The organism is Arthrobacter sp. 05L421, from assembly GCF_056397785.1.
This window is the reverse complement of record NZ_JBFTOC010000017.1, coordinates 16106-42538: the sequence shown is the minus strand read 5'-3', so window position 1 is coordinate 42538 and position 26433 is coordinate 16106. Positions and strand designations below refer to the sequence as shown.

Annotated in this window: 23 protein-coding genes and 3 pseudogenes; 13 read left to right on the top strand and 13 right to left on the bottom strand. The window is 64.2% G+C overall.

The features are described from left to right. Positions 1-209: 209 nt before the first annotated feature. Positions 210-383: a hypothetical protein gene (locus AC1DKQ_RS17330; protein ID WP_476919667.1), complete on the bottom strand. Its 174-nt coding sequence runs from the start codon at positions 381-383 to the stop codon at positions 210-212. 105 nt (positions 384-488) lie between these two features. Here AC1DKQ_RS17330 and AC1DKQ_RS17325 point away from each other — a divergent pair. From AC1DKQ_RS17325 to AC1DKQ_RS17310, 4 genes and pseudogenes are all read left to right on the top strand, one after another. Then, positions 489-875, top strand: a pseudogene (locus AC1DKQ_RS17325) (TIGR02391 family protein); the annotation flags it as partial. A gap of 6 nt (positions 876-881) precedes the next feature. Beyond that, positions 882-1031: a hypothetical protein gene (locus AC1DKQ_RS17320; RefSeq protein WP_476919666.1), complete on the top strand. Its 150-nt coding sequence runs from the start codon at positions 882-884 to the stop codon at positions 1029-1031. A gap of 297 nt (positions 1032-1328) precedes the next feature. Beyond that, positions 1329-1847: a hypothetical protein gene (locus AC1DKQ_RS17315; RefSeq protein ID WP_476919699.1), complete on the top strand. Its 519-nt coding sequence runs from the start codon at positions 1329-1331 to the stop codon at positions 1845-1847. Between the two features lie 62 nt (positions 1848-1909). Continuing rightward, complete coding sequence (locus AC1DKQ_RS17310; RefSeq protein ID WP_476919698.1) at positions 1910-2137, top strand: hypothetical protein; 228 nt, start codon at positions 1910-1912, stop codon at positions 2135-2137. A 47-nt stretch (positions 2138-2184) separates the two neighbouring features. Here AC1DKQ_RS17310 and AC1DKQ_RS17305 read toward each other — a convergent pair. Beyond that, positions 2185-2325: pseudogene (locus tag AC1DKQ_RS17305) on the bottom strand (DUF4193 family protein); the annotation flags it as partial. A gap of 901 nt (positions 2326-3226) precedes the next feature. Between AC1DKQ_RS17305 and AC1DKQ_RS17300 the strand changes: the two are divergent. Together AC1DKQ_RS17300 and AC1DKQ_RS17295 are read left to right on the top strand one after the other, a co-directional pair. Continuing rightward, on the top strand, positions 3227-4966 hold the full coding sequence (locus AC1DKQ_RS17300; protein WP_476919665.1) for an Ig-like domain-containing protein: 1740 nt from the start codon (positions 3227-3229) through the stop codon (positions 4964-4966). 281 nt (positions 4967-5247) lie between these two features. After that, complete coding sequence (locus AC1DKQ_RS17295; protein WP_476919664.1) at positions 5248-5826, top strand: hypothetical protein; 579 nt, start codon at positions 5248-5250, stop codon at positions 5824-5826. Positions 5827-6165: 339 nt separating this feature from the next. Here AC1DKQ_RS17295 and AC1DKQ_RS17290 read toward each other — a convergent pair whose 3' ends face one another. Together AC1DKQ_RS17290 and AC1DKQ_RS17285 are read right to left on the bottom strand one after the other, a co-directional pair. Next, on the bottom strand, positions 6166-6294 hold the full coding sequence (locus AC1DKQ_RS17290) for a hypothetical protein (RefSeq protein ID WP_476919663.1): 129 nt from the start codon (positions 6292-6294) through the stop codon (positions 6166-6168). A gap of 288 nt (positions 6295-6582) precedes the next feature. Continuing rightward, positions 6583-6705, bottom strand: a complete 123-nt coding sequence (locus AC1DKQ_RS17285; protein ID WP_476919695.1) for a three-helix bundle dimerization domain-containing protein — start codon at positions 6703-6705, stop codon at positions 6583-6585. Positions 6706-6842: 137 nt separating this feature from the next. On the opposite strand from AC1DKQ_RS17285, the pseudogene AC1DKQ_RS17280 reads away from it, so the two are divergent. Together AC1DKQ_RS17280 and AC1DKQ_RS17275 are read left to right on the top strand one after the other, a co-directional pair. Beyond that, a pseudogene (locus tag AC1DKQ_RS17280) lies at positions 6843-7034 on the top strand (VTT domain-containing protein); the annotation flags it as partial. 62 nt (positions 7035-7096) lie between these two features. Then, positions 7097-7228, top strand: coding sequence for a hypothetical protein (locus tag AC1DKQ_RS17275; RefSeq protein WP_476919697.1), 132 nt, complete (start codon positions 7097-7099; stop codon positions 7226-7228). A 39-nt stretch (positions 7229-7267) separates the two neighbouring features. On the opposite strand, the gene AC1DKQ_RS17270 is transcribed toward AC1DKQ_RS17275, so the two are convergent. The 3 genes from AC1DKQ_RS17270 to AC1DKQ_RS17260 form a co-directional block, all read right to left on the bottom strand. After that, positions 7268-10297: a hypothetical protein gene (locus AC1DKQ_RS17270; protein ID WP_476919662.1), complete on the bottom strand. Its 3030-nt coding sequence runs from the start codon at positions 10295-10297 to the stop codon at positions 7268-7270. After that, positions 10294-15528 (bottom strand): hypothetical protein, encoded by a 5235-nt coding sequence (locus AC1DKQ_RS17265; RefSeq protein ID WP_476919661.1) that lies wholly within the window; start codon positions 15526-15528, stop codon positions 10294-10296. Before AC1DKQ_RS17265 ends, AC1DKQ_RS17270 begins: the two co-directional genes overlap by 4 nt. A 111-nt stretch (positions 15529-15639) precedes the next feature. After that, positions 15640-15798 (bottom strand): hypothetical protein, encoded by a 159-nt coding sequence (locus tag AC1DKQ_RS17260; RefSeq protein WP_476919660.1) that lies wholly within the window; start codon positions 15796-15798, stop codon positions 15640-15642. Positions 15799-15902: 104 nt separating this feature from the next. Between AC1DKQ_RS17260 and AC1DKQ_RS17255 the strand changes: the two genes are divergently transcribed. After that, positions 15903-16037 carry a hypothetical protein gene (locus AC1DKQ_RS17255; protein ID WP_476919659.1) on the top strand — a complete coding sequence of 45 codons (135 nt, stop codon included), beginning with the start codon at positions 15903-15905 and terminating at the stop codon, positions 16035-16037. 563 nt (positions 16038-16600) lie between these two features. Here AC1DKQ_RS17255 and AC1DKQ_RS17250 read toward each other — a convergent pair. Both AC1DKQ_RS17250 and AC1DKQ_RS17245 read right to left on the bottom strand, forming a co-directional pair. Next, entirely contained in the window at positions 16601-17548 is a 948-nt protein-coding gene (locus AC1DKQ_RS17250) for a DMT family transporter (RefSeq protein ID WP_476919658.1), read from the bottom strand. Beyond that, positions 17545-18081 (bottom strand): TetR/AcrR family transcriptional regulator, encoded by a 537-nt coding sequence (locus AC1DKQ_RS17245; RefSeq protein ID WP_476919694.1) that lies wholly within the window; start codon positions 18079-18081, stop codon positions 17545-17547. The genes AC1DKQ_RS17250 and AC1DKQ_RS17245 overlap by 4 nt, the downstream gene beginning before the upstream one ends. 460 nt (positions 18082-18541) lie before the next feature. Between AC1DKQ_RS17245 and AC1DKQ_RS17240 the strand changes: the two genes are divergently transcribed. Continuing rightward, entirely contained in the window at positions 18542-19396 is an 855-nt protein-coding gene (locus AC1DKQ_RS17240) for an aminoglycoside phosphotransferase family protein (protein ID WP_476919657.1), read from the top strand. Positions 19397-19527: 131 nt separating this feature from the next. On the opposite strand, the gene AC1DKQ_RS17235 is transcribed toward AC1DKQ_RS17240, so the two are convergent. From AC1DKQ_RS17235 to AC1DKQ_RS17225, 3 genes are read right to left on the bottom strand one after another with little or no spacing between them, the layout of a single operon-like run. After that, positions 19528-20340 (bottom strand): AAA family ATPase, encoded by an 813-nt coding sequence (locus tag AC1DKQ_RS17235; protein WP_476919693.1) that lies wholly within the window; start codon positions 20338-20340, stop codon positions 19528-19530. Then, positions 20340-21725, bottom strand: a complete 1386-nt coding sequence (locus AC1DKQ_RS17230) for a transposase (RefSeq protein ID WP_476919656.1) — start codon at positions 21723-21725, stop codon at positions 20340-20342. Before AC1DKQ_RS17230 ends, AC1DKQ_RS17235 begins: the two co-directional genes overlap by 1 nt. Before the next feature lie 7 nt (positions 21726-21732). After that, a complete protein-coding gene (locus AC1DKQ_RS17225; protein ID WP_476919655.1) occupies positions 21733-22329 on the bottom strand; it encodes a recombinase family protein in 597 nt (198 codons plus the stop codon). A 502-nt stretch (positions 22330-22831) separates the two neighbouring features. Between AC1DKQ_RS17225 and AC1DKQ_RS17220 the strand changes: the two genes are divergently transcribed. Further along, complete coding sequence (locus AC1DKQ_RS17220; protein WP_476919654.1) at positions 22832-24229, top strand: ApeA N-terminal domain 1-containing protein; 1398 nt, start codon at positions 22832-22834, stop codon at positions 24227-24229. A gap of 7 nt (positions 24230-24236) precedes the next feature. Here AC1DKQ_RS17220 and AC1DKQ_RS17215 read toward each other — a convergent pair whose 3' ends face one another. Then, the gene (locus tag AC1DKQ_RS17215) at positions 24237-24806 is read right to left on the bottom strand and encodes a GNAT family N-acetyltransferase (protein ID WP_476919653.1); all 570 of its coding nucleotides are present in this window, start codon (positions 24804-24806) and stop codon (positions 24237-24239) included. A gap of 290 nt (positions 24807-25096) precedes the next feature. Between AC1DKQ_RS17215 and AC1DKQ_RS17210 the strand changes: the two genes are divergently transcribed. Beyond that, positions 25097-25357 (top strand): recombinase family protein, encoded by a 261-nt coding sequence (locus AC1DKQ_RS17210; protein ID WP_476919652.1) that lies wholly within the window; start codon positions 25097-25099, stop codon positions 25355-25357. A gap of 1 nt (position 25358) precedes the next feature. Continuing rightward, positions 25359-26054, top strand: coding sequence for a hypothetical protein (locus AC1DKQ_RS17205; protein WP_476919651.1), 696 nt, complete (start codon positions 25359-25361; stop codon positions 26052-26054). The last annotated feature ends 379 nt before the right edge of the window (positions 26055-26433 follow it).

Below are 26433 nucleotides of genomic sequence, written 5' to 3'. Positions count from 1 at the left end.
GGTCCGAATGCCCCGCGCGCGCAGGGCGTCCACCTTCCCCGGTGAGCGTGCACCGGCGACGAGCTCCGAGGCAGGGACGCCGCGAGCGGTAAGGCGCTCGAGGACGAGGCGCCCAAGGCGGCCACTTGCGCCCCTGACGTGGATGGTCATGAAAAAGTCCTTTCGAAGAAGGTCGAGTGATCCGTGGAGATGCCTACGCTACGTTCCGGTCACCGCTGAGTTCCCTCGTTGCCGCGGCGGACGAACAGGACCACGAGGACGTTGAGGCATGCGATGACGAGCCCGGCAGTGAACGCAGCTTGTGCTGCTGAAACCGACTGCTCCAGAGTCAGCGAGCTGGTGTCGTTGGATCCTGCGCCCAGGGAGTATGCGGAGATGAGCACCGCAGTCCAACCGCGCCGCCCAGCTGCTGGATGCTTCCGAATGCGGTGCTGCCGTACGGGTAAAGGGACTATGAGAGCGCCGACAGGGCGGCCGTCGTCAGCGGCCAAATGAAGCAGCTCACCGGCCGGAACAACGCGAGCGACACCTCCCTGTGGCAGCAGGCATTCGCGATGACTGCCCCTCAGGAGGGCAAGCCCCGACTGCGCTGGCCTGGCGACTCGGACGACCAGGACGTCAAAACGATGCAGGCAGGGCTGTTGAGCTTCGCCCCCGGAGTCAGCATGGAGATCCGGAACCCAGCGACGCACGTCGCAGAGGACTTCACCGAGCAAGACGGACTCGAACAGCTCGCGACCCTGAGCGTCCTAGCCAAGTTCGTGGACGGCTGTGTGGTTGAGTCCGTCGACAACAGGACTGCCCCTGGGGCCGAGCAGGTATTTCCAGAGCCTGCAGACGAACCCAGTCAGGCTATGACTAGGGATAACGGCTAGACCGGAATGGCTGCAAAAGACGATCTCTCCCTGTCCGCGCGGGAGATGCTGAAGAAGGTGAAGCGACGCTACATGGAGTCACGGGACTTCAACGGACTGCATATCAGCACGACCCGGAACTCACACAACGAGATCGAGGCGGCGTCGAACTGCTAAATGCTGGCCTGATCGAAGTCGTGAGCCCGAGCGACAACTTGAACATCCACATCCGCCCCTGGCCTTCACGGAGGACCGCCGCCGAGCAGATCGACGAGCTTCGCGAACTCTCCGACGACGACTACGGGGTCTGCCTTTATCCCAAGGCAAAGGCACTGAAGCGGATGAAGCTGCCCAAGAAGTTTGAAGACGCCCCCTTCGCCAGAGCAATGGCCCGCGGTCGATCCAGCTGGAGCTCGGGTTCTTCAGCTCAGACGTCCTTGAAGGCTACCGTAACGACGCCCGCTACAGGTTCGCATGAGCGACTTCGGCATCAATTTTGGACTGTCGGACGAGGCGTACGACGATAAAGACCAGCCAAGGAAGGACAGAGTCGGGCTCTTGCACCTCGGCTTTGCCTACGACTTGCGCCAATACGATCCGGAAGTTCCAGAGTCCCCGATTGTCCGACGCGTCGCGGCCTTCTACGGCGACTTGGACGACCTGACCCCAGAGCACCAGCAGCGCTGGGCGAGCTTTCAGGTCGATGACGAGGACATAACCCCTCACCCAGTCTGGTATGGCTCGCCGATTGGCCACTGGCCCGACGGCCTGGGACCGTTCGCTCGGCTCGCCCAGGAGCTAGAAGCCATCGGCGACCTGTTCGAGAACGTATGGGCGCGCGTCTCTTCCGGTCGCACGAGCTACCCGAAGACTTCGGGTGGATCCTCCGGGCGGACCAACGGGAGTGGAACCACTTCATTCACTCGTTCGACAAGCTCCTTTCGGACAACATCGAAGGAGCGGCGCTCGACAATGCCAAAGTTCCGAAGGTAAACGAGAGAGGGGACCGTCTGGGCACCCTCAGCCGGCTGGAACTGTTATTCACAATGAACCATGTGAAGGCGAACAGCGCGAAGTGGGCGCTGAAACCGCTTCGCGAAGTCCGTGCGGCGCGGCAGAAGCCCGCCCACGCGCTCCGGACCAACGTCAGGACCGCAACTTTCATCGGCAAGCAACGGGACCTTCTGCATGACGTCGACGAAGTGCTGATCAACATCCGCCAGGCGCTGTCAAGCCACCCGCGGAACCGAGGCTGGAAAAGCGGGGAACTTCGCGCCGCGTAGTTTGGCGGCCGCAACGTCTGGCGCCTACGGGAAGATGACCCGCAGTTGAACTCGTCCGCCGCCCGCGGGATCACCTGGATGAACAGTTCCTCGCCGGAGAGGAAGTCCGCGCCAGGCAGTTTGGCGACCGATCGGCCCGCCCGTCCGCGGGCGTCATCCACCCTACGTTTCCCCTGCGTTTTGGGCACCAGACTCCTCAAACCGGTGCTCCTCGTCCGGGACACCCAAAAAGGGCTGAACTTCCGTCCGTAGTTTCGTTTCTTTTTGGGCTTTGGCCGATTGGTCAAGGGTGATACTTCCCAAATAGCCGGCAACAGTATTTGCCGTTGAATTCCCACGTAGTAAATGACTCAGGACCAAGTAGTATTACCGCCAATCCGAGTACTTCCTTGCCGACATCGGCAAGTCAACCCGAGCCACGCTAAGGCCGAAATGGCATCCTTCATGTAAAGAGCTTCGAAAGATGCTTCCGAAAAGATAGGCCGTGAACAATTGCCGGGAGCCGCTATTCTTGACAATTATTTCCCCCTATATGAGAGTGTGCTCTATCTAAATATCCCCGGCACCGATCGGAGCGCGCAGCAAATGAAAATACGCCATTGGGGTTGGGGCATCACAGTTGCGCTTGTGCTGTGCGGGTCTCTTGTTGCGGGTCCTGCATCCTCGGCGGCGGGGCCGATCGTTCCGGGCCATTTGCCTTATCCGGCCGGCGGAACATCTGTACTGGGAGACGGTGTTGACGCGGGGAACCGGAATGCGCAGCTGGCGGAGACCGTTCCGGCGCAGATCAACAAGTCCTGGCGTGCCGAGCCGCCGCTCTGCCCGTCCTCCGGCGGCAGTGATGCCATGTCGATCAGTGTGTCGGGAAACCGGACAGTTGTGGTGGACAGGCAGTATCAGTGCTCGTGGTTATCAGCCTATGAAACGGCCACCGGAAAGCTGTTGTGGCGCCATCAATACCATTTCGCCCACATGGCGAAGATCGACGGATCGAGGGTCTATCTCGCCCACGATAACCCTGAAACCAGTCAGATGGTCCTGGACGCATTCAACTTGAACACCGGCGTATTGTTGTGGACGAGTCCTTACGTGAGCGAATATCGAACCGTGTTCGGCTCCGGAGTGGTGATGGGCGGTTACTACGCTGTGGATGCAACCACGGGCCTTAATCGGTTCGTAGCAGGCCCTAGCGCAACCACTGAACCCTCGCTTATCGAAGCGGGTCGGGTCATTTATAACGGAGAAGGTTTGGTAGAGGCTTTCTCCGCCACCACGGGAAAGTCGATCTGGAAGTATGTGAAACCTGGAGGCAACTCCGGCCCGTACGGGCCTGGCGCGGGGACCGTCGCAGCATCAGTGCATAACGGCAGGCTCTACATCCGCAGCAACTTTTACCCGGCGCAGACGCTGGTGCTGGACGCCGCAACAGGCAGGTACATCCGTACCCTGCCCAACAGCACGAAGGCCGTCGCCTTCGACGGCCGCACCGGAATCTTCACTACGTCCGGCTACAATGAGCCCTCCCTTATAACCGCAGTAGACCTGGAGACCGGGGCGGTTCAGTGGACCCACCGGCTGGGCATGAAGGACCAAAACTACGGCTACGAGGTCGTATCCTCCGCCCCAATCATCGCCAACGGCCTGGTCTGGATCCTTGCCGGCGTCAACACCCTCACCCCGGGACAACTTCTCGCCTTGGATGAGATCACAGGCAGGGTCCGGAGCGGCACCGAGGTTGCGTGTCCGCCCCCGTTCGGCGGCAACCTCGCCATCGCCCAGCACCGCGTCTTTGTCCCTACGGGATGCGGTGTCCAGACCTACGTTCCCGGAGCGGCCGACACCGTAGCACCGACCGTGACGGGCCGGACACCCGAAGCATCCGCTACGAATGTGAGCCAAAACGCAGACATCACGGCGGCGTTCAATGAAGTCGTTTCCGGCGTCAGCGGGTCCACGTTCACCCTCAAGAACCCCGCCGGAACCGTGATTCCGGCAACGGTCACCTACAACGAGACCATCCGCGTCGCCACACTGAACCCCACAGCCACCCTCGCCCCGGACACGAAGTACACCGTCACCCTTACCGGCTCGGCGACCGCCATTCGGGATGCTTCCAACAACCCGCTGGCCACGACCCAATGGAGCTTCACTACAGGCCCCGGGCCGACGGTGACGAACCGGACTGCTTGGTTCGCCACCGGCGTGAGCCAGACAGCAGATGTGACAGCGACGTTCAGCGAGCCCGTCATTGGCGTCAGCGCCACGACGTTCACCCTAAAGAACCCGGCCGGAGCGGCGGTTCCCGCGACGATAACCTACGACCCCACCAGCAGGGTGGCCACGCTGAACCCAACGACAACCCTTGCCGCGGACACCCGTTACACCGCGACCCTAACCGGCAGTGCCACCGCCATACGGGACGTCGCGGGCAACCCGCTGGCGGACAACCCCTCGGAGAAGGTACCCAGTGCCACGATAAGCTGGTACTTCACCACCGGTCCTGTTCCCACCGTGATTTCCCGCAGCCCCGCCGTGAATGCCACCGCGGTAAGCCGGACAGCGGATATCACGGCAACCTTCAGCGAACCCGTCACGGGCACCAGCGGAAACTACTTCATGTTGACGAACGCCACGACCGGCGCAATGGTTCCTGTGGAGCTGTACTCTTACGACGTCGCCACCCGGGTAGCCACACTGAACCCGAGGGGAACACTGACGGCAAACACCAAGTACACCGTCACGCTGACCAGCAGCACGTACGGCGGCATCCGCGACGCCGCCGGCAACCCCCTCCAGACCACTCGTTGGACCTTCACCACCGGACCGTGATGAAGCCGAGAGGCCAAAGGTAGGGAGAACGTCGGTCGGCAGGGAACGTGGCGCCGCGTAGTCCCGACCCAGGGCGGTCGCCGCCCGCTGGCGGGCGGGTCACACTGTCTTGGACGGGCGTGCCAGAGTTCCGGACCCTGGATGTGGGGACTGCTAAGCCCTCACAGTCGGTGCAGTAGGCGTGGTGGTTTTTCCTAGCCGAAGAGGTCGCCCAGCACGCCTGGATACCGCTTGTGGGCGCCTACGCTGCTCTCGGGACGTCGGCTGTCTTGCTTCCCTTGATGCTTGATCGCTATCAGTCGGCCATTGAATTCGGACACGACCCGGCCCATGGCCTATTCGACCCGGACCGATCGGGAGCCGTCAGCCCGGTAACCCGTGTAGTTGCCCTGAGGAAAGGCACAGAGGGATCGATGTCGTCACTTACGTCCCGACTACCCATCAGCACAGGAGATGTAAGCGACGCGGCGGCTGCCGAGTACCTGGAGCTGCTGGCTGTCGTACTGGAAGACGGCAAGATTATCGGCGACGAAGCCAAGGCTCCGGCAAGGGCCGCCGGTAGGGGTGGCATGGGCGCAGAACAAGTTCGCGGGCTCAACGAGCGGTTTCTGGAGATGATGCGCGAAGCGGCGTTCGCAGACCAGGTCTTGACCGCCGGAGAGCTGGCGGAGCTGAAACGTGCAGCAGATTCTTTGGCTGTGCCGGGCTACTTCGACGACCTGCAGCCAAGTACAACACAGTCGTACCCGGCCGCCGATCAAAGTACGGAAGTGCCAGCAGCAAAGGACGCCAAGGTCCGTAGGTGCGGACACTGCCGAACGCCTGGCAACTACCGTTCGAAGTGTCCTGAAATGAATTAGGGGAGTGTGGACATTGTCCACACTTTCCGTCTCGGACTCCGTCGTACAGCCCTCAGACTCGCTGGAATCCCGCATGTTGTCGGGGGTTCCCAGTGTTCGCAGGGGCTGGAGGCCGGTTCGAGTCCCACCTCGGGCATGTGTTTTCCCTGTTCAGGGGCTTGTTGGCCTCTGAATGTGTACAAATCTCCCTTATGGGCCCCCAACGGGGCCCATATTTGTTGGTGGCCGTTACGGTTTGGCGGCTCCTTCTCTTGGCGTGGACAGCGGTGTTGCTGCGTACTCCTTCATGGCCGGGAGCGCTTGGAACGGCATGACTTGCTGCGGCTCGGGGGATCAAATCTACTTCTTGGTCATCATGTCGCCGGCCGGACGGGCGCGAGTGCGTCCGTGTTGGGCGGAGCTTTCTTGGGCATCCGCCGTGGCCGTCGCCAGCGAGCCCACGCGTTCGGGCGCGTTGTTTGCAGCCATGCCTGCCGAGGCTGCAGGTATCGCCCGGCTGGGCCCTGCGAATAGGTCGCTATGTGCACGCTCCCGCAGCCCTGCGGCCGAAAATTGTTGTCTCGACGGCTATCTGCGTTCGCACTTATGTGGTGTTCTCCCCGGCAGGGGCTCCACGCGCTCCTGCCGGGGTGGAGACTCCGGGCATCTGGCCGGGCCGGTGATCCGAGTGTCGAGCCGTCAGTGGGGCCCTCCCGAGCTATCAACAAAGGGGGGCCCCGGCCCACAGGTTCCGGCTGACCGTGGCGACCGAGGATTCTAGGCGTTTTCGTTTTGTGTGACGAAGCCGCGGAGCCGGGTCCGGGCTTTGTTTTCTACCAGGGTCGGGATGAAGGTCCGGATGCGGCCGGCATCCAGTGTTTTGTACTCCTCCGCGACGATTCCGGCGATAGGGGGCCGGGCCCGGCGACTCCCTGCTCTTCACCGCCGAGCTCCTGCACCAGCAGCTGAACCTGGCGCTCCCGGTGCTCATCGGCGTCATCGCCGCGGCCGCCGTGGCCGGGGACCAGGTGGGCTACATGCTGGGACGGAAATTCGGCCGCCGGTGGTTCAAGGACGACGCCAAGATCCTGAAAACCTCCCACCTGACCAAGACCGATGACTTTTACCGGCGCCACGGCGGTGCGGCGATCGTGCTGGCCCGCTTCGTCCCCATCATCAGGACCTACGCGCCGCTGACCGCCGGCATCGCCCGATACGAGTACAAGTCCTTCACGCTCTGGAACATCGTGGGCGCCGTGGCGTGGGCCGCTTCCGTGACCCTGCTTGGCACGTGGCTGGGCATTTTGAGATCGTGGCCAAGAACATTGACGTCATCGCCGTCATCATGGTGCTGGTCTCCGTGCTGCCGTGGGGCGTCGAGTACCTCAAGCGGCCCCGCAGCAACAAGGCCGGGGTTCGCTGACCTGCCGGTCGGACGCCCCTTACCGTCCGGCCTTCCGTTTCACAGGATGGGAACACCAAGCGGTCCGTGCCGCCCTCCAAACGGATCGATGAGCAGCACCGCGTACCTGAAGGGGAGCCAGGGCAGCACGCTGAGGCCCGTGGACGCCGGAACAGGCTCTCCCGCAGGGCCGGGGTCCGGCGCTAGGCTCGAGGTTCCGCGCAAGAGCTGCATTCTCCATACCGGAGCCCCGGGTGGCAGGACAGGCAGGCCGCTGGCCTTGATGGATACAGAGTCCATGGCGTGTGAAAAGTCGAGGGTGGGCACCGCTCCGCGGACGTCGATCCAAGTAGGAGTGGAATAAGGCCCCCATGGTGACGGGATCCTTTCGTACTGCAGCCCGGTGGGACGGATCTCGCCGGCAATGGCGGTGTCTCCTGCCGCGAGGGTGGGCTCCGGCGGGTACCGGACGCAGGCGGCCACCGCGGTGCGTTGCCAGGGCCGTCCCCGGATCTCAGCTGTGCCCTCAAACACGCCCGGGCTGCCTGGCTGTGGGTCCAGTGTGAGGGTGGTGATCTGCGGCCAGAAGACGGGGTCGGCGTCGGCCAGGTACTCCACAAGGCGCGCCTGGATGCGCGCCTCGGGTTCGCCGTCGATACGGAGGCTGGAAAGCATGGCTGCAGGTGGCCGCGTAACGCGGACGGTGACTGAAGCACGGCCGTCCTCGCCCACGGATGTCCGGATGTCCGGAACGGGCGGGAATTCGCTCAGGGGAACGACGACGGCGACCGGTTCCGTGCGCTCGAACGGTGTGGACACCGACTCCGTCGGCGGGTTCCCGGGGATGGTGGTGACGGCGACGGCGCGGGCAAACACCACGCCGTCGGTTCCGGCGGGCAGCTCGATGGTGGCCTGGGCAGTGCCGTCCACCACAGGGCAGCTTTGCGTTGAGGCCCAGGAGTACAGGTTTCGCCGGTCCTGGCCGGCCATCGCACGCCGGACGGTTGCCGCCCGTTCCGCGCGCGGTTCGGCAGGGTCCGGGGCAGGCAGCCCGAAGGCCCTTCGGAGTGTTGATTCACCGGCGATGAGAACGCGGTAGGCGCGGGCGTTGGTGGCTGCGGTGATTGCCAGTGTCAACGTCACGAAGGGGCTGTTGCCGCGCCGGGTGGTTGCGGTGAGCCGGGGGTTGGCGATCGGTGCCCGGACAGGGCGCGGGTCAACGATCCGGGCGGTGAGGATGACAGCGGAGGAGGTCCCGCCGTCGTCGTTGATGCTCTGCAGCGTGAGGGAATCGGTGGCTACCTCGCCCGGCACCGTTTCCGGCGCCGCGAACTCGACGGTTTGCGTGATCATGCCGCCGTGGACATCGCCGAAGCTGAGGTTGAAGAACCGCGGGGAAGGTTCCCGGGGAACGGTGACGCTTAACAGGGTCAGCGGAACAGCTCCGGGGCCGGCCGGCCACGACACCCTGATGTCGGCACGGACCGTGGCGGACGAGGCGGGGGCGTCGCCGCCGGGGACGGCGCCGGGAATGACGATCGTGGTGCCCTGCGGCGGAGGAACGGGCGGCCGCGCAGGCCGGTCGACGGTTAGTTCGCCCCTCTCGCCCCACCGACCGAGCCAGTCTTGGAGGCTCACACCCACCGTGACGGACGGGTACTCGCCGGGCATCCCAGCTGCGGTGAGAATGTGCCGGCCGTGCGGCTTGGAGTACCCTGCGATCATTGGCTCGGGTGCGCCGGCCTCCCCTGGATGCAGGGTTCTGGCTGTTGGAGCCGTTTGAACTAGCGAAACCTCGCCGCGGGGCACCACCGTGTCGATGCCAACCGTGGCAGACCACTGATCGGTGGTGACGGCGTTCCAGGAGGAACCGAGGTCCAGAAGTTCAGGCGTCCCGGGCCCGTCCTGCGGGCATTCGCGCAGGTAAGGGAGGGGAACCACCAGCAGGGCGAGCACCCAGCGGCTGCCGTCCCAGAGCGGCGGGAAGTCGCCGGCGGTCTGTTTCAGGTCGAAAAATCCGCCGATCTCGTCCTCATAGAACCTTTCCGCCTCGGCGTCCTGCGGGAGAATGGACTGCCTGGGGCGAAGCAGCCGGAACACCGGGATGAAGGCGGCGGCGAGCCCCAGCAGGCCGGCGTCGGTCGGTACCGGTTCCCTTTCGAGCGTGCCTGACAGGCCCTGCCAGCGTGCGACGCCGGGGTCCACGGACGCCTGCAGGTACGCCTCGTCAGCGGCCTGGGACACGGTGGTGCCGCCGGATCCGCCGTCGATACTTCCCCGTGTGCCGCCGTCGAGGGCTCCGTAGGCCGTCCGGCACCATGTTGCGACACCCTGGATCCCCGTACCCGTTGGAGGGTCGACGATCGAACGGATCCTGGCGAGTTCGCGGCCGGGGTCGGGTTCATATTCCCCCGGGCGCTCCGCGTCGGCGGGGAGCCGGTAGACGGGCGCGGAGATGACGGCGCGGGTTTCCCAGTCATCGCTGCCGTCGCGGGCGGGGAGGTAATACGGAAGGTCTTGTGCCGCCTCCTTTGCCAATGATGCCCGGCCCAGAACGCGGCCATGGTCCAGGGCGAAACGGTTGGTGCAAACCCACGCGGTTGGTTCCGAGACCGTCCCAAGTCCGGTGACGCGCACCACCTGGCACTCGGCGGAGGCCAACTGCCAGATGCCGGAGGGAACCGGCTTCCGCCGGACCGCATTCGCCGACCACAGGCCTTGCCGGGTGAGCCGGGGGTCGGCCGCCGCCACGGTGAGCTCGCCGTCGCCCTGTATCTGGGCCCAGCCCAGCACCTCCGGTCCCGGCCCGGGTTTGTCATAGATCAGCGTGAGCGCGTGGCCCTGGCCGGCGTCGATTTGCCAGCCGCCGGGTCCTCCGGTTCCGACGGCAAAGTTCGGACTGCCGTTGCGGAAACTGTCCGAGTTGGTCTCCAGGTCCACGATCACCGTGGGCCCTGCGGGCAGGCCTCCGTCCCGGCCCATGGTGACGTGCCAGTGGATGCCGTCCGGAATCCGGGGATCAGATCCGGGCCCGGCAAGCCAGGCGATGTCACCGAAGGCGGTGGCGCGCTCGCAGAAAATGATGCTCATGGTTGGTCTCCTGCTGTCAGGATCGCACTGGTGAAGCGCGGCGGAGCCGTCACGGTCACCCCGCAGGCGAAGTCGGCGAGGCGGTCGGTGGCCCGGACTTCAAGGCTCACCGGCGTGCTGACAGTCAACGGTGTGGTGGCAAGCCAGAGTGCCGTGGTGCCGGCCCGGTTCAGGACGCGCACCGGCAGCTCCGTTCCGGCGAGGGTGGCGCTCTTCAGCCCCATCCGCCGCGACTCATCCCGGATCAGCGGCTCTGTCGATTCGAGCAGCAGTCCGGCCAGGGCCCATGACCCGCCGACGGCCGGCGCCCAGAGCAGGCTGGAGCGGTTGGACCGGACGGGCCGGAGCGGGGGCAGCCCGAGCGCATCAACCATCCGCTCGAGTTCGGCGTTGTCCTGGAACTGACCGGCCGCCGTCGTCACGGGAACCACCTGCAGATCGCCGTGCGCCACCGCCGTCCCATACGAACCCGAGGCGAAGCCGAAGGAGTGCAGCAGGTTCGCCGGGCCGGTGTAGTTCGACGTCGTAAAGGTGATCCCGCCCAGCGAGGGAGTCCACTTGTCCGGGTGCGTGTTCCCCGCTTCCGGCAGGACGCAGGAGAGCTCGTAGCTGGCGCCCTTTTCCAGGTCCTGCTGGACCGTCAGGGTTGACTCTGTTGGCGGGACCGGGCACCCGGCGTTGCTGCCTGCCAGTGCGACGGCCGCCGCCAGGGGCAGCTTCGGCTTCGTCTTTGCCGGCTGGGGGAACGGGACAGAGTAGATGTCGGGTGCAGGTTTGTCGACGCGGCGCAGGAGCAGGCCGACGTCGTGGTCATAGAGCCCGGCGAGTTCCACGATGTGCGTGGCTAGGAACTCGATTCCGGGGCGGTCGGCGGGGAACATGAATTCGGTGTGGTCCGCCGGGGTGAAGCCTTTGACGTAGCGGCCCAGGTAGGCGGGCTTGAAGGTATCGAGCAGGACGGCGGCGGCAAGGTGGGCCTCGATCTGGGCGCCGGTGGCGGTGAAGGCCGGGGCCGCGGACTCCACGAGTTTCCATTTCGAGGAGTATCCCGAGGCGCTGCCGGACTTCACCAGATCCGAGGCCTGCTGCGCTGTGGCGGGTTTGGGTGGCGGGTTCGGGTCCTTGCCTGCCGTGGCGAAGTACCAGGACCGGGTGAACGGGCCCGGTCCTGAACTGGCCGGGGCAGCGGTGACCCCGGCGACGTTGAGGGTGCTCTCCCAGCCCAGGGTCACGCTGATGCGGTACCGGTGGCCCGGGGTCAGCAGCCTGCTCAGCTTTCCGGTGCCGGCCGTGGCAGCCGCATCTGCATCATTGGAGGCCTTCTGCGCGTCGCGGCCGTGTTTGGCGGCGTCGCGATCCTTGCCGGTGGTGGCCAGCAGCCCCAGGATGTAGGCCGGCCGCCCCCAGTGGAGTTCAAAGCTGATCACGGCGATTGGATCGTCGGACGACGGCGGCAGGATGATGGTGACGACGACGCCCGAACCGTCGTCCGTCTGGTCGCCAGGAACAACCGACGCTGCCACCGTGGCGCCACCCTGCGTCCGGGCCGACGCGGTGCCGGCGTAGACGCCGTCGGGACTTTCGCCGTCGTTCATGGCAAGCAGGAGGTGCAGCCTGCCGTCCACCACCGGCTCATCAAGCGTGATGGTGGTCCGCATCCACGGCGGCTGCTCGGTCTGGACGAAGACGGAGCCGGTGAGGTGCAGGGCGCGTCCGAACCGCCGGCCGTCCGCTGCCGCCTCAGAAGTCAGGGCGGCCGGGCCGGCTGGAATGGTGGCGGCGGGAAGTGCGGGCGGGGCACCCATGGCGGTCACAGGCACGGTATTGACGGTGAAGCCGGTGCCGTTGGCGAACGTCGACAGGGAGCGGGCATCCCACTCGGAGCGTTCGGCCGGGACGTGCCAGTCCGCCGAATACAGGGGAGTGGCATCGCCGCCGACGGCCCATCCCGGCCCTTCCTCCGCGGTCCAGAGGCAAGCGCCGCCGATGAGCTGGCCCGGGTCCATCATCGGTTTCAGATGGCTCCCGCCACCGGCGATATGGGCCGCCCACGCCATGAGCGTGCGCCGCAGCAGAACCAGTTCGCGGGCGTTCGACGTTCCGGCCGGCCACGTCCCGGTGTCCGCCGGCGGCTGCCAGCGCGAGGTGTCGTAGAGCGGAATGGTGGGCATTACCAGGGGGTTCGTGATGTCCGCGAGCACGACGTCCTGCAGGGTCCACGTGATGGTGGCTCCCCCGGAACTGACCAGGCCAAGGTTGACCGATGGTGCCGGCGAAGTGATGCCGGTGGTCCCGACGACCGGTGCGATCGGGAACGCCAGGATGGGTACGACGTCGGGCCAAACGGTGGGTGCCTTGATCCAGCCGCCGTCGGGGATGGGTCCGTTGCCGGTGGCCGGCCGCTGCGGGGAACCGGCTGTTGCGCCGTTGGCTGCGGGGCCGCTGGCGGCAACGTCGGTGGCGGGGAGGGAACGGCCCAGTCCGTCGGCGAGGAACACATCTGGCCAAGGCCAGTCATCGGGGCCGGGGGCAGGTGCCAGCGGTGCAGGTGCGGCATCCAGGGTGTTGACCGTGATGCATTTGCGGATGGTGTCAAAGAACAGGTCCACTTCGCCGCACACCTGCAGCTTGTACGCGTACAGGACGTTGCCCTCCGGGCTGGTCCAAATCTGCAGGGTCACTTCCGCGGAGAGGCCGATGTGGAAGGGGCCGATGCCCAGCGTTCCGGTTACCTGGCCGGTGACGCGGACCAGTTGCGGCCTGGTGCTGATGAGGGCGGTGAATCGGGACGTGATCTCTGCCCAGAGGATGCCCTTGGTTCCGATGACCACCTCTATCCCGGCGCCGGCGCCCACAGTGAACCCTGTCGTCGCCGGAAACGCGGGATCCCCCATCAGGCTCGGCGTGTTGATGCCGGCGCCGTGCACCATGAGGAACGCCCAGCCGCTGCACTCGAACGGTGTACCCGGCAGGACCCGGGCGCTGATGGGGCCGGGCGGACGGTTTGTGGGCGCCAGGATTCCGTCGTCGCTGCCGGTCCGGATCCACCAGTTGGCGCCGCGGAAGGGGAAATGCGCCGCCAGCGGCACGTCCACCGTGACCAGGTAGGGAATCGTGAACTTTCCGGCGACCCCGATGTCCAGTGCGTCAGTGGTGGCGGCGACCCCGCCGAAGACGGTGATCTCGGGGCCTCCAGGTGGCGTGCAGTCCGCTGCCGCCGCCCGGTCTTTCAACGTGTCCAGAATCGTGCGGGTCAGCATTTTGCGCTCGGCCAGCAGGTTCCCGTCCACCCCAACGCGAAGGTCGAAGGCAGGGGCGGTGATGCCGAGGACGCCCAGGGAACTGAAGAAGAAGCCATTGTCCGGCGCGGTGCCGATGCTGACGCCGATGCCGACGGTCATGTTGCCCGGTCCGAAGTCCAGCGGCGTCCAGGGCTGCCATTGCCGGAGCGAGCAGAACGGGTTGGCCGGATCCAGGGCGGGCATGCGTGCGTTGTGTCCGAAGGTTCCGAGGACCCCGTAAAGGCCGAGTCCGGTGGGGCCGAGGGGGATGGGTCCGGGCAGGTCGATGGCGAATCCGATCTCCATCTCGCGGCCCTGGGGGAGGTCCGTGTAGCGCAGGAAGCCGAGGGCGGCAAGGCCTATGGGCGGGACCTCGACGCCCAGGACCACCGAGAATCCACCCTGCGTGAAGGAGACCTGGCCCTCGCCGCTGAGGAGGCCGGGAACATCGACGCCGGCGATCAGGCCCCGCAATCCCAGGGAGACGTCGCCGTTCTCGAAGGTGGCGCGGACCGTGGCACCGCTGACCCTGACGGGCCCAAGGTCCACGACGAAGCGCAGGTCCACCTCAAACCACGTGGAGCCGTGCCCGGAACGCGTGCCCACGATGTCCAGGAGCGATCCCGGCGTATCGACAGTCCATTCACCCGGGTCAACCACCTCCGCCCGGGACCGTGAGAAGTCCAGCGTCAGCATCTCACCCGGTTCCTGGGCGGGATCGACTGCGGCCATAACGTCCCGCCACCGCACCCGCAGGGGGCGGGCATCCGGGCGCATGCCTATCGCCAGCGGACCGCAGCGCCAAAGGTCGGCCGTCACCTGGCCTTCGACGTCGAGCAGTGCCGTGACCTTGCCGGACTGCTTAACGGAGGCATCGAGGGTCACTCCATGGAGGGTGAAGCCTCCCTTGACCGCCAGTTCGCTGTCCAGCAGGGCGGCGGTGGCAAAGAGCGCCGCGGTTTCAGAGTTGGGCGAGTCGGCGGCAATGGCGGGGGCGAGGACCGTGGTGATGCCGGCCGCGATGTCGCCCGGACTGTCACCGAAGACGCTCATGAGGCCGGCAGGGGCATCCGATTCCATGCTGACGGTCACGTGCAGCGCGCCGGGATCCTCAGGAGGCCTGCTCATGCCCGCGCGGACCCGCAACGGAGTGTCCACCGCCGGTCCTGCCGCGCCCAGGAGGCCGCCCCCGGTGGGAAGATCAAGCGTTACCGAGGCGCCGGTGGGGACAATCTGGTCGAAAGATTCCGCGTTGGGCAGGTCCCAGGACAGCGTGCCACCGACGGCAGGGGCATTCGCTCCGTCGGCCACGGCGGCCGGCTTGATGGTCACATCCAGCTTCAGGGGGCCGCTGCCGCATTCCAGGTCCGCCTCACAGGCGACGCCGCCCGCCACAGGTACTGACTCCGGGAGGACGAACTCCGTTCCCAGCAATCTGAACTTCCCGCCGTCGGCCGTGAATGTTGCCGGCATGCCCAGGCCGATGCCGCCGGGCAGCAGCACGGTCCGGGGGTTTGGGGACAGTGAAAGCTGCGAAACATCTATGGCAGGGGTATGGGCCCGGGTCAGAACGATGCTTATGGTTCCGGTTGCCGTCATGCTGGCAGGTCCGCCGGCGTCCGAATAGCGGACCCGCCGGCGCTGGCCTGTGGACGTCTCCGTTCGGGTGGCGGCGTGCACAGTGGACGGCAGGCTCAATGCCAGCCCCTCCAGTTTCAGTGTGACCGCGGCCTGTGACGTGTCAGGTGATGCGGCCGCTGAAATGGTCACCGGGCCCGCGAAGGTCGTGCCGAGGACGGCGGGCATGGCCTGCGGATTCGCCACCGTTACCGTGCTTGGCACAGCCAGGTCTGCAGGCGCCGGGAGTGCCCTCAAGAACGCGGCGGCGGCGGAATCGAGGAGCATACCTGTGCTGATGCCCTCCTGGTCAAGTTTTTCGAGAAGGTTCATCTGCGTTCCCTGGATTTGCCGGCAACGGCCAAGAGTTTCCGAAATTCGTAGCCATATGATGAACCCGGGAAAAGGCCGGCGTCAACGTGTTTTTATGCCGATAACCGGGCCTCAGGAAACTGTGGCCGGCCTGATCTGGGCCCTGGTCACGGAGACGCTGATCGTTACGTCCTGGCCGACGGCAATCGCCTTCGCGCGGAGGCGTACCTTGGAACCGGTGGCGGGCAGCACTGTGTTGAAGCGCGTGGCCGTGACGTCCGAAGTTGCCACAACTGTGGCACCAGTGGAACAGGCATTCGTGGACTCATTCCACGTTCCACTGCCCGGCGTCCGGGGTGGCTGGTGCGCTCAACTTCGAATAAGGTGTCGGGCTGATGCAGCAGCAGGTCGATGTGGCCGGGTTCTATCCCGTTCGAGAGAGGGCGATCACAGTGCCGCAATCAAAAACAACCGTATTCGAATATCGGGTGTTGCAAATCGGCTCGCAGATGAGTCTTGACGAGTTTTAGGCCGCATCGAAGCATGACCATGTGTGTGAGTCGCAGACCTATTTGGCAGTGGATTCGCAGCGCTTTGTGGCCGATGAGGAGGGTTTTCCCTGCGGCGTCGATGATCCGGGGCGGGAGGTATCGAGGTGGTAGAGCGATTGGATGCGGCGGACGAGGGTGCCAAGCTGTCGCCGAGACGGAAGATTTCGCCGATGATTTGGATGATGGTCGCCGGCCACGGGCGACCGAACGTCCCGTGCGGGTCGCCATCGGTGTCGGTTACCGGTCCGTCGACATCCCGCTTCCGCGGCGGTGAAGGGTCCCCGGTACCGGAAATGCGAAAGCCCCTCAGGTGAGGGGCTTTGCAGGAATTTGACAGTAGGTTGACGGTCTTGGTCAGCGGTGATGCGCGCCACCTCCCGGGGCGTTGTGCCCCCTGTCAGAATTCGATATTGCAAAACACTAATAGCTGATCAGCGGATCGTCCAGCCCCAGGTCGGCGTGTCTTAGGGCCGGCCCTTGTGGCCGGGAGCATGTTTCCCCAATCGAACATTGCATGGTGCGGGGCTCCTCGGGCCCGACCATTACCGGGCGGCCATCTGAGGGCTCGCGCGCCTGGGGTCGGATTTCGGAAGTGCACTAACAGTGTTGGTTGGCGCGATCGCCAGGACCGCGAGAGCAACGGCAATGATACCAAGCCCTACCCAGCCGACAGGGCTGAGGCGTTCACCGACGATGGCCACGGCCAGGACCGCGGCAATGGCCGGCTCACTCAGGGTGATCGTGGTTGCGGTGCTGGCAGTGACGCGCTCCAGACCATATCCGAAGAGCAAGTAGCCCAGAAACATCGGGATCAGAGCCATGTAGGCTGCGACGGCGAACGCCTGAGAGCTCGCGATCAGCGGCGCGCCTGTCAGAAGCAGGACCGGCACAAGCAGAAGGCCGCCGGCCCCGAACACTGCCCCCATCGAGGCGGCGCGACTAATGCCGCGGCTCATGAGGCGTTGGGCGCACCACGAATATGTGGCGTACGTGGCGCCAGCGACCAGACCGAGCCCGATGCCGGCAAGCGTCGAACCGACATCCCCGGGGTCGTGGGCCATCTTGGAAAGACACAGCAAGGTGCTGCCAGTTACGCCTAGCCCGGCGGCCAACATCCACCACCGGCTGAGCGGGGTGCGTTGGACGAACCATTCCAGCACACCGGAAGCCAGCGGTGCCGAGGCCAGGGACACGACGGTGCCGAGCGCCACCCCGGCTAGGTGCATCGAGCTGTAGAACGCCAATGGGTAGATCGCTACCGCCACCGCGCCCAGTCCCGTCAATGGGAGGTTGGCGCGTAGTTGCCCGCGGCCGGCGCGTAGCGCAGGGATCGCGATAAGAGCCTGCAAGAGGCCGCCGATCCCCAGGGCGGCGGCTCCGATCGCCAGCGGGCCAGCGTCGGGTGCAAATGTTGCGGCGGTGCCCGTGGTGCCCCACAGAATTGAGGTGATGGTGATCGCCGCGATGGCGATCAACCTCTCGCGCCTCACGGCGCATCCACCAGCGCGGCGGCGATCGCGCGGGCATGGACCAATCGCTCCACAGAGCCCTCCAGGCCGGCGCGGGCTACCGCACCTTCGAGCACGAACGCCAACTGCTCGGCGAGCTCTGCTGCCCGGTCGGCGTCGACGATCCCGGCCAGACCAGCGGCCAGAATCGCCTCGACCTGTTCCTTGTGCTCGCGGACCGCCACCCGCCCGGGCGCGCCCGCGGGCAGCTCGGCGGCTGCGTTGAGCAGCCCGCACCCGCGAAACCCGTGGACGTAGGCGGCGCCGGCATGATCGATGTAGGCATCGAACACCGCCAACACCCGATCGCGCGAAGTCTGTGCATTAATGACGCGCAGCTCGTACAGCCCCAGCCACTCCTGGTGGCGTTCCCGGATATAAGCGAGCACCAGATCGTCCTTGGACGCGAAGTTGTTGTACAGGCTCTTCCGCGCCACACCCGCCCTCTCGGTGATCGCATCAATCCCGGTAGCGGCCATCCCATGCGCATAGAACAACTCAGCGGCGGCCGTCATCAACCGATCACGCGCCGGCCGCTCCCGGCCCACACCATCGCCCACACCATCACACCCTTAAGTAGGTAGCCCAGTCTACCTACATTAGACGAAGTGCACCATCCTGATCCGCCACCGGGGGAATGCCCGTTCTCGACAGATCGAAACAGCTGTGCCGCGCGGGCGGACATCGCAGCCTTCACGGTCCCATACGTCAACAGCAGCGAGTATTCAAGAGCGGCCCCAGCCAGCAGCAACTAATCAAGTTCACAGCATGGTCAAAAACGACCGTTTTTGAAGCGCCCGTGGCAAGCCTCTGAAAGCGACCCGAATGCCCCCAATAGTGTCGGTCAGAACTGGTTTCCGATGTGACTTTCGGCGATAAATGGCGGCGTTTTCACGGCGCTCTTTGGCGTATGGGGTCAGCCCACCGGCGGGGATCCTCCACCGGGACGGCCGGTGTAATGGCAGACTGCTGGGTATGAGCACTCTTGAGCGGGACGCCTCCCCGGCTTGGTCTGCTCTCCGGAGTGTTTGGTCAGATATGGGGTGGAAGAGCCCTGTCTACAGTCGTGGGGCTTTCCACCATGTCGCGGTTCTGGGCTCAACCGGCGTCGTTCGCGTGTCCTATGCCCCTGACCACGAGGCGCAGATCGCCCGTCAGAGCGCTGCGCTTCTTGCCGTCGGGGGTGCCGGGTTGAGGACCCGCATCCCAAAGCTCTTACGAACCTATACCGGGGACGATTGGTCAGCGATGGCCTGCACCGCGGTCAAGGGAGCCCATCAGACGGACCGGCCGTGGTATGAGGTCCGGGACGACTTCGCGGGCATATTGGATGATCTCCACGGTGCGCAGCTCCCGACGGAGTTGGCTGCAGCACGCTCGTGGTGTGGCGGGGAGTTCTGGCTTGACGTCGTTGAACGCATCACGGCAGGTGCCAGTGCTCCTGTGCGGAACGCTGCCCGTATTGTCGTGCGGGAGGTTCTGGCTCTCGACGGGGCGGCTAACCCGTACCTCGTCCATGGTGACTTCGGTCCACACAACATTTTGTGGGATGAGGCCGGCACACCTGGCCTTATCGACTTCGACAACGCAAGCGTGGCAGATCCTGCTATCGATGTCGCCCCCCTCATCGGGTTTTACGGCGCTGCCAAAGTCGGCGAAATTGTGGATGCGGACGTGCTTGCACGGGCGAAGGTCTACCGAGCGTCTCTGCCGCTCCAGGTAGCGGCGGCCGCAGCGTTGGGGTCCGACCGCCAGCTACAACGCCACGCACTTTCTAACTTCTCGAGCCGGCTTGAGGCCGGATCACTCCACGATCCGGCAGCGAACTAGAACCGCACGGTCAGGGAGCGAGCAGCGGGCGATCCGGCCGGGTTAGCTGCAGAATCCGAGCCAAGAATGTCTTTGCGGACTGCCTGTGAGCTTCGGAGCTCTTGGCGGTCTTCTGGTGGCGCTCTGTGCCGCTAGTTGCCGATGACGAGGGTGCTGGCGGCTGCTTCGATGACGTCGTCGGTGATGGTTTCGAGTTGGTTGATCTTCAGTACACGGGTGATCTGGGGGAAGAGCCGCTCGAGGAGCCGGAAGTTGCCGCGGGTGATCCGTTCGATCGCGGCGATTGCCTGGGCGTCGGTGAAGTCGTCCGGGTCGAGGGACCGGCCGAGCCGCTTCCAGTGCCGATCCAGGACGAACAAGAGCTCGTCGCGACCGAGTGGCCGGTAGCGGTGAGAAAAGCCAAGACGGCTGTAGAGCTGAGGGTAGTGGCGGAACCGTTGGTCAATGCCGGGCATGCCGATGAGGATCATCCCGAGATGGGTGCGGACGTGGTCGTCGCGGAGCAGTTCCAGTGCGGTTGGGGTGAGGCGTTCGGCTTCGTCGATGATGAGCAGCTCGACTAGTTTGGTGATGCCGTTCATGATGCGAGGGGTTGTTGGGTCGTTCCGGTGGATGTGGCCATCGATGCAGGAGGCGATCCGGACCTGTGAGCGCTGGATTTCTGCCATGAGTTCTCTGGGGCGGCAGAGTACTTCGGGTGTGTAGAAGACAGCGCGGGATCTATTGGCGAGTGAGTAGTGCTTGGCGTCCTCGTCGGCGTCGCGGGACCGCCACTCCGTTATGTAAGGTTCCAGGGCATCCCAGTTTGCGTAGCGGCGGGCTGAGTAGGTTTTACCGACGCCGGCGTCGCCATGGCAGATGCCGATGGTGCGCTCTTTTCGCACGGCGTTGGCGAACTCGGTGAAACGCCGGTGTTCTTTGGTCACGATGAATGGCTGGTCCATCATTCGTCCTCTTCGTAGGTGCGAAGCCGCGGCCGGCGGCGCGGTGGTTCAGCGGTTCGGGGTTGTTCGCGGGCAGCGATGGTCGGGATGTGGTCGTTGATGGTGCGGCGCAGTTCGCGCCGGCGTGCGCGGCGTGCGGCTTCGACGTCCCGCAAGCTCAGCCGGAGATTCGGGTGGTCCTCGTCGATGGCGGTGCAGATGAAGGTGTCGTGGTCGTAGACGCGGATCTCGGAGATGTCGCGGGGGTCGTAGCGGATGGTGATGGTGCGCCCGACGAATGGTGCCAGGGTGGGCGAGAGGTAGCGCTGACCTTGGAAGTGGATGCCGTCGCGTTGCACGACGCGGTTTTTCGGGACGGTGAGGAGGAGCCCGTCGAGTTCTTCGAGGGTGTCGGGCATGCGTGGAAGCCAGCCGTCAGCGACCCAGGCGTCCCGGGGTGATGCGCCGAGTTCGCTGTGCGTGCGGTCGTTGTACGTGGTGATGAACGTCCCGATCTCGCGGTCGAGTGCGGGCAGGTCGAGCGCGGGCTGCGGCGTGCGGGTTCCGGGTCCCAGGCGTCCTGGCAGCGCGGTGAGAACTTCAGTGTTGATCGTTCCGAAGAAACGCTCGATCTTGCCACGGCCTTGAGGCCGGCCGACGGTGGAGTGGATGGTTCGGATGTGCAGGGCGACGGCGGTGCGTTCAAGGTGGTGGCTGGTGAAGTCGGATCCGTGGTCGACGTGCAGGATGTCGGGCAGTCCGCACATCACCCAGGACGGATTCTGTTTGCGCCAGATCGCCTGCCGCAGTGCGAGTGCTGTGTTTAGGGCTGAGGGTGCGCCGGTAAAGACGGTGTATCCGCAGATCGCCCGGGAGTAGTCGTCCATCACGGCGGTCAGCCAGGGGCGGTCCGGTTTGCCGTTGGCGCCGATGATGAGGATGTCGAGCTCAGTGTGGTCTGCCTGCCATATCTGGTTCGGCCGTTCCGCCCGCCGACGGTACACGAGTTCGTGCCGATCACGGTATGAGGCCGGCCCTTCCAGGGCGAGGGTGACGAGTCCGGGGTCCAGGGCCGTAACGATGTCCCGGACGGTTGAATAGCCGGGCGCCGGGGCGTTCCTTAGTCGGGCGTCGGCCACGGCGAGCCGGTGCAGTGTCGCAAGGCTCGGGCGCGGCCTGGACAGAGCGAGCCGTTCGATGAACGCCACGGTCTCTGCTGCCGTGCGGCGCGTGCCGGAATCGACGCGGGGCCGCGGGTCCAGCGCTGCGATGCCACCTTCCTGGAACAACCGGTGCCAGCGCTCAAGAGTGCGCAGGCTGACCTTCGTTTCCCGGGCCAGCTCCGCGAGTGGGATCTCATCTTCGACGTGCAGTCGAAGAATCCGCCACCGCTCCGCGCCGTCCATGCCGCAGCTACATCTTGGTGCTCTCGCGGGTGGCGAGGGCCTGCTGGTGACGGTAAAGCGTTGCCCGGCTCCACCCGACGAGCCGGGCGGCTTCTTCGGCGGTGCGGCCCTTGGCCCGGGCATCGCTCACGATCCGAAGCTTGTCCGCGATCACGACCGGATCGGAGAGCGGCCGGCCGAACCGGGTTCCGCCCTGCCGCGCCGCGGCAATGCCCGCGTTCACGCGTTCGACGATCAGCTCCCGCTCGTACTCGGCCAAAGTCGCAAGCATGTTCAGCATCAGGCGGCCCGACGTTGTTGCGGGGTCAATACCGTCCGAAATGGATCTCAGGTACACACCACGTTCCCGCAGCAGGTTTACCGTGTTCAACACATCGATCAAGGACCGGCCAAGCCGGTCCACCCGCCACACGACGACCGTGTCACCCGGCTCCACATACGCGAGGAGTTTCTTCATCCCCGGACGCTCAACGGCTGCCTTGCTCCCGGACGTGACGTCAGCGAAGACATCACGCTTCTGCACCCCGGCATCGACAAGCGCGTCGAGCTGCAGCTTCGCGTCCTGGCCCGACGTACTCACACGCGTATACCCAAGTTGTCTCACCCGGTCATTGTGCCTCAGAAACCCCCATCAAGCACCCACCTAAGACGATCCACGGTGAGACATCTTTCCAAGACACGGGCCGGCCCGGCAGGACGCCGCTTCCTTCGATCTTCATCGACACGACGGCCGTGTCTCGAAAAACTGTTGTTTTCCAAGACATCCCTGGAACCGGTGCAGCCTGCGTGGCGTCCGTTTAGGGCAGTTTCTCGGGCGGGTCATACGGGAATCTGCCAGTGCAGGAAGTTGACGACGATCCGCTGAACCTGAGGGCCGCGCAGGACCGGCCGGTGGAGGAACGGCTTGTGGGCAGGAACAAAGGCGCGTTTCGTCCGCAGGGAGAGAGTTTTACCTGTTACCTTGCCGAGGTTGGAATGGATCTGGCCTGGGTCCTCGGTCGCATACTATTCCACCAATAAACACGTTGCATCCATCAGGATGCACGAGGCTCATTCAATTTCATGTTATCGGAGCTGGGCCGACGTTGAGGAGAGAGCTGGCAGAAGTGAGTGAGCACCTTGAACTTGGGGCAGTCGTCCCTGCTCTTTTTGTAGATGGCGTTGAAGCAACACCTTGGGTGGTCGGAACGCTAACTCTCACGGACACCGGTGTCCGTGTAGCTCTGCCCTATGTAACTCAACTCGATCAGTTTGAGACCGTCAGTGAGTGGATCGATGGGGAAACCCCGCCAACGAACCTGTTGGTCGAATCGAAAGACCTACGGATGTCCCTGTTTGGACTCCGCTACAGCGGTCATACACAAAGTCTTGGGAGCGGAACAGCTCTGGGCCTCATCGACGTTGAAGAGGCGGTAATGAAGCCGCGGGGCGGCAAACTACAGGACCCACTCCTTATTGACCGGGTTAAGTCGGAGATCGATGGGCTGATCGAATGGTCTCGGTTAAGCTCCGTCGCTTACACCTATAGCTCCACCGGGCAAGGGATGGATCTTCGGAACACGCTCACGTACACCGTGAAGAGCGTCGACGGGCTCAGTTGGACCCAGGGCGACGCCACTTTGACCATTTCCACATCATGGGATGGTGACAGCGAGCGGGGCATCCGTGTGGATGATCGAGGAGTGCTCACGAGCAAGTTCAGCAAACCTCGTCCTTTCAGAGATCATCTATCTGAACAGCGGAAATTCGTCGCGTTCCTGTCAGTGATATTCGGGGCACCCATCTCCTTCCGCAACCATCAGATCCAGGACTCCCGCTTCAGCCTCCAAACGATTGAGGGAACGGTGCTCGGCAATCAATACGTTGAGTTGATCAGCCGCCAGACAGTTCGTGAGTACGCCGTGGAAAGGCCTTCGAAGGAAGACCTTCGATTCCCCTTGATTTCAATGCCGACCTTGAGCCCGGCAACGCTCACCAAATGGGGGGAAAGCTACGACAGTTGGGCAAGGTTTCTCTTGCCGGTGGTAGGGGTACTCCGAGTACGCAACCTGGTTGTGGAGAACGTAGCAATCAATGCCGCCATGAGTCTTGAAGCCTTCGCGAAAGGCATTGTCACGTCAGCTGAAGGCGAAGCAGCTACGTACCAGAGGAACCGGCCAGTCACTGCGACTTACATCTATCGTGGCATCAAAGCCCTTGGCCTCAACTGGGACAGCATTGCGGCGTCTGAGATTGGCCTAGCCAGAGCTATCGCGAAGAACTATAACTCCATCAAACATCCCGGAAATCAGGACTTCCCGGATGCCTTCCACACCCGCACCTTGGCGCAGATATCGATGGGTGTTGTTCGCCTGAACGCCCTCAAACTGGTGGCGAGTGAAGAGGAATATTCGAAGGCCGATGTCTCCACGGTTTTCAGAGAGCCGACTGAGTTGTTCAAGCTCAATGACCGGTTCATCGATGCGGAAGGCCGGATCGTGGTCCGTCCGGCCAGTGTTCCCTAGCGGATCCCTACCGGAGAGGGCTCTCGCGGATTGCGGCGTAGAGGAACATGTCACAGCGCTTTCCGGCGATCTCTTGGTGACTGCGAAGCAGTCCCTCACGTTCGTAGCCGGCACGTTCGGCGGTGCGGATAGAAGCTGTGTTCCACGGCTCGATATACAACTCCAGACGGTGCAGATGCGCGATCGTCCAGGCAAAGGTGGTGAGGGCACAAAGGGCATCGGATGCAATGCCGTGGCCCCTCTCGTTCGGGGCAACGGCATACCCAACCTGAGCGCGGCCCGTGTCCAATTCCCTGATCCAGAGTCCGATGTTTCCCATGGAGCGGTCAGTTTCGAGGTCGGCTATCGAGAAGGAAAATCCGGTCCCTTCGATGTGGCGCCGTCGCTGTCGCTCAATCCACGCCACGGCCTGGTCGTGAGTGGCATGCGCCTGAAGGCTTCCCACCGTGGGTACATACGGATCTTGGGAAAGGTCCATCGCCATCCCCGCGTCCAGGTCCGCGAACGTGCGCAGCCGGATACGGCCATGTTCCGGGTCCGCCGACGGCCAGGGCGGAATATCACTGCTGATGCTCATATCCCTAGTTTTGCATTTGAGCGCAGAGTAAGTTGCCTGTCCCGTTCTTCATCATTCCCGCAAGCCGAACCCCAGCGAGCATCGTGGCGGCGGCCGTAAGGGATCCCCTTGCGGACCGCACCATGCGCCAAATAACGCTGTGAGACCGCCGCCACTTACCGCCGAAAGTCACAGGTTTCCGAAAAGAAAACAGGTCAAAACGTTACCTGGAGGGTTTTTGACGTGTCGGGCAACGTGATCGGCTATGCGAGGGTCAGCACTTGGAGGCAGTCTTTGGATTCCCAATTTTGATGCGCTGGCGTCGGCCGGCGCGGTCCGCGTGTTCCGGGAATACGCTTCCGAGGGCGACGCAGGCCCGGGCAAGGTGGATGGAGTGCCTGGACTATCTGCAGCCAGGCAATGTCCTCCTGGTCGCCGACCTCACCAGGCTGGGCCGGAGTACGGCGGATCTGGCGAATATTGTGACGGTGCTGGGGCAGCCGGGGGACAGGGTTCCGGTCCCTGGCCGAGCCGTGGATACCTCCAGCGCACGGCAAGCTCATCATCTTTGACATGTTCGCTTCCTTGGCAGAGTACGAACGTTCCAGGTTGTCCGAAAGGACAAAGGCCGGACTGGCCGCGGCGTGGGCCCGCGGCCGGCGGGGTGGCCGGCCGCTCACAATGACGGCGGGGAAGCTTGAAACGGCTCTGTTATCCGTTCATGCGTGTGTTTGCCGAACAGTTCATGAGATGGGCGAAGGAGGTTTCGCCATCATGAAGGTGTTTTTTGTTGTTTGGGATTCCCGGCGAATGTGCGCTTCGTCTCTTGCAGACGGCGCAACCCAAAACATAGGAAGGGGCGGACCCGTCCGTAGTCCCAGGACGAAGAAGAACCGCGTTCCCTCAGCGGGGAACGCGGTCTTTTGGCGAGCTCAGAATGGCCACTTTGGGGGTGTGTACAAAGTGCACACTTGGGGCTTCGGATCGGGTCGTGCTGGGGCCGGACTGGGCCGGATTCCGCATGTTTCCGGGAGTTCCCAGTGTTTGCAGGGTTTGGAATGCAGTTCGAGTCCCACCTCGGGCACGTGTTTTCCCTGTTCAGGGGCTTGTGGGCCGCTGAGTGTGTACAAGTCTCCTTTTATGGGCCCCTGCGGGGGCCCATTTTTGTTGGTGGCGGCTGGTCTGGCGGCTCCTTCTCTTGGCTTGGACAGCGGTGTTGCTGTGTATTCCTTCATGGCCGGGTGCGCTTGGAACTGCATGACCTGCTGAGACTGGGGATCAATTCCTGATGGTCATCCCGGTCGGGAGCCGGAACTCCTGGGAAATTTTCGTCGTGACCTCGGCGATGTTCGCGAGCATCGGGCAGGGACTTGGCGAACCGATCGGGTTTGGTGTCGACAAGGCGCGTCTCCGGCTCGGACAGCCGCCACGGCTTTCGCTTGGTCCTGGCCGTTTCTTTTCCTGTCGGTCGGCCATTGTCGAAATAGATCGGGCCCTCGGGGGACACCCAGCCGATAAGCGCATTGCGCTGCGCTGTAGGGTCCTTTCGTTCCTGGAGACCCGGTTGTAGCCCAATGATCTTCGCGGACAGGGGTTCAACTGTTGCGATTGTCCACCCTGAGCGGGACAGTTTTGCGGGCGGGGTGCA